Below are 3,140 nucleotides of genomic sequence, written 5' to 3' on the forward strand. Positions count from 1 at the left end.
AAATTTGATAATACCAACGTGACAAAAGAATCCATTAAAAGGGACCCCCTACTTCCAATTAGGAATTCCTTGGGTCCTTTCGGAATTCCTCCTAAAACGAGTCATTTTGATTCATTTTCTTATTTAATAACGCAGAATCAGATCTTGATAAAAAAATATTTATTTTTGGACAATTTAAATCATACTTTTCAAGTACTTAAATACTTTTTAATAGATGAAAATGGGAAAATGTTTTATTCCGATCCATGCAATAATATTGTGTTAAACCCATTCAATTTAAATTGGGGTTTTCTCCCTCCCAACTCTTGTGATGAAATGTCGACAATAATTAGCCTTGGCCAGTTTTTTTGTGAAAATGGCTGTTTAGCTAAACACAAACCAGACCTAAAATCGGGGCAGGTTCTAATTGTGCATGTTGACTATTTAGTAATAAGATCGGCAAAGCCTTATTTAGCTACTCCAGGAGCAACTGTTCATGGACATTATGGGGAAATCCTTTATGAAGGAGATACTTTACTTACCTTTATATATGAAAAATCGAGATCGGGGGATATAACACAAGGTCTTCCAAAAGTAGCACAGTTGTTCGAAGCGCGTTCCATTGATTCAAACTTAGAAGAGAGAATTGAAGATTGGAACAAACGTATAACACGAATTCTTGGCAGTCATTGGGGATTCATGATTGGTGCTCAGCTAACAATAGCGCAAAGTCGTATTTCTTTGGTTAATAAAATTCAAAAAGTTTATCGATCCCAGGGAGTACAGATCCACAATCGACATATAGAACTGATTGTACGTCAAATTACATCCAAAGTCTCGGTTTCAGAAGATGGAACATCTAAGGCTTTTTTACCTGGAGAATTAATTGGATTGTTGCGGGCGGAACGGATGGGTCGTGCTTTCGAAGAGGCACTCTGTTACCGAGCCGTTTTATTGGGAATAACAAAGGCATCTCTAAATACTCAAAGTTTTATATCTGAAGCGAGTTTTCAAGAAACTGCTCGAGTGTTAGCCAAAGCCGCTCTACGAGGTCGGATCGATTGGTTGAAAGGCTTGAAAGAGAATGTTGTTTTGGGGGGAATCATACCTGCTGGGACCGGATTTAAAGGATTAATCCATCGTTTAAGGCAACACAGCAACATTCCTATCATAGAAATAAAAAAGAAGAATCTTTTTGAGGGGGACACGAGAGACATTTTATTCCACCACAGAGAATTATTTGATTCTTGTATCTCGAAAAATTTTCATGATACATCAGAACAGTTAGGATTGAAAGATTCCTAAGAGCTTATTTTTTCACATTAATCTAGTCATTTTTTTGATAAAAAAAAAAGAATAGAAAGGAATTCATAGCTTGGATCGTGTATCGACGCTCAATCTACGGCAAAAGGTTCCGTTGGAACAAATTTTTTTCGGGGTACCTCGTCTCTAAAAAAAAAAAGAGAAGGTGAGGGGGGGCGAAATGACAAGAAGATATTGGAACATAAATTTGGAAGAGATGATGGAAGCAGGGGTTCATTTCGGTCATGGGACTAAGAAATGGAATCCTAGAATGGCCCCTTACATTGCTGCAAAGCGTAAAGGTAAGCATATTACAAATCTTATCCGAACTGCTCGTTTTTTAGCAGAAGCTTGTGATTTAATTTTTGACGCAGCAAGTGAGAAAAAACAATTTTTAATAGTTGGTACCAAAAAGAAAAATAGAGCAGCGGATTCAGTAGCATCAGCTGCAATAAGGGCGCGATGTCATTATGTGAATAAAAAATGGCTTGGTGGTATGTTAACGAATTGGTCGACTACAGAAACAAAATTAAAGAAATTCCGAGATTTGAGAGTCGCACAAACAACGGGCAGGTTGAACCACCTTCCGAAAAGAGAGGCAGCAATAGTAAAAAGACAATTATCTCGCTTGCAAACATATCTTGGCGGCATCAAATATATGACGGAGTTACCTGATATTGTAATCATCGTTGATCAACAAGAAGATCAGAAGGCTCTTAGAGAATGTATCACTTTAGGAATTCCAACGATTTCTTTAATCGATACAAATTCTGATCCGGATCTCGCGGATTTTCCCATTCCAGCCAATGATGACTCTATAGCTTCAATCCGATTCATCCTTAACAAATTAGTATATGCAATTTGTGAGGGTCGGTCTAGCTCTAAGAATAATTCGGGCTCTAAGGGTCGTTTTAGCTCTATAAGAAATCGTTAATTAATAATAAGATAAGTTAATTCCTTGGGGAATTCTATATAGATTGATTAAATCGGTTACTATTCCTGAGTCTCGAAAAAGAGATGGTTGAATCAAAATAATTCTTTTTAAGTTCTATTTCAGTCAGAGGTCAATATGAATGTTCTACCATGTTCCATGAATACATTCAAAGGTTTATATGATATAGCGGGCGTGGAAGTAGGCCAACATCTTTATTGGCAAATAGGTAGTTTCCAAGTCCATGCTCAAGTCCTTATTACTTCTTGGGTCGTAATTGCTATTTTATTAGGTTCAGTCACTATAGCTGTTCGAAATCCACAAACCATCCCGACGGATGGTCAGAATTTTTTCGAATACATCCTTGAATTCATCCGAGACTTGAGCAAAACTCAAATTGGGGACGAGTATGGTCCTTGGGTTCCCTTTATTGGAACCATGTTCTTGTTTATTTTTGTTTCTAACTGGTCAGGGGCTCTTTTACCTTGGAAACTGATACAGTTACCTCACGGGGAGTTAGCTGCGCCTACGAATGATATAAATACTACTGTTGCTTTAGCTTTACCTACATCCGCAGCATATTTCTATGCAGGTCTTAGCAAAAAAGGTTTGGGTTATTTCGGTAAATACATTCAACCTACTCCAATCCTTTTACCAATTAATATCCTAGAAGATTTTACAAAACCCTTATCCCTTAGTTTTCGACTTTTTGGAAATATATTGGCTGATGAATTAGTAGTTGTTGTTCTTGTTTCTTTAGTACCTTCAGTGGTTCCTATACCTGTCATGTTCCTTGGATTATTTACAAGTGGTATTCAAGCTCTTATTTTTGCAACTTTAACCGCCGCTTATATAGGCGAATCCATGGAAGGTCATCATTGAGTATACTATTAGGAAATAGTTAAAAAGGAGGTGATCGTGGGAAAAT

Annotated in this window: 2 protein-coding genes and 1 pseudogene; all 3 read left to right on the forward strand. The window is 37.1% G+C overall.

Annotation, left to right across the window (positions count from 1 at the left end; translation table 11 throughout):
• Positions 1 to 1,284 (forward strand): annotated as a pseudogene (locus QQK25_RS24540) (hypothetical protein); the annotation flags it as partial.
• Positions 1,285 to 1,462: 178 nt separating this feature from the next.
• Positions 1,463 to 2,215 (forward strand): 30S ribosomal protein S2, encoded by a 753-nt coding sequence (gene rpsB, locus QQK25_RS24545; RefSeq protein WP_284189978.1) that lies wholly within the window; start codon positions 1,463 to 1,465, stop codon positions 2,213 to 2,215.
• 156 nt (positions 2,216 to 2,371) lie between these two features.
• Positions 2,372 to 3,094, forward strand: coding sequence for a F0F1 ATP synthase subunit A (gene atpB / locus QQK25_RS24550; RefSeq protein WP_284189979.1), 723 nt, complete (start codon positions 2,372 to 2,374; stop codon positions 3,092 to 3,094).
• Positions 3,095 to 3,140: the final 46 nt, after the last annotated feature.

Source organism: Zoogloea oryzae, from assembly GCF_030161255.1.
Classification (GTDB): domain Bacteria; phylum Pseudomonadota; class Gammaproteobacteria; order Burkholderiales; family Rhodocyclaceae; genus Zoogloea; species Zoogloea oryzae.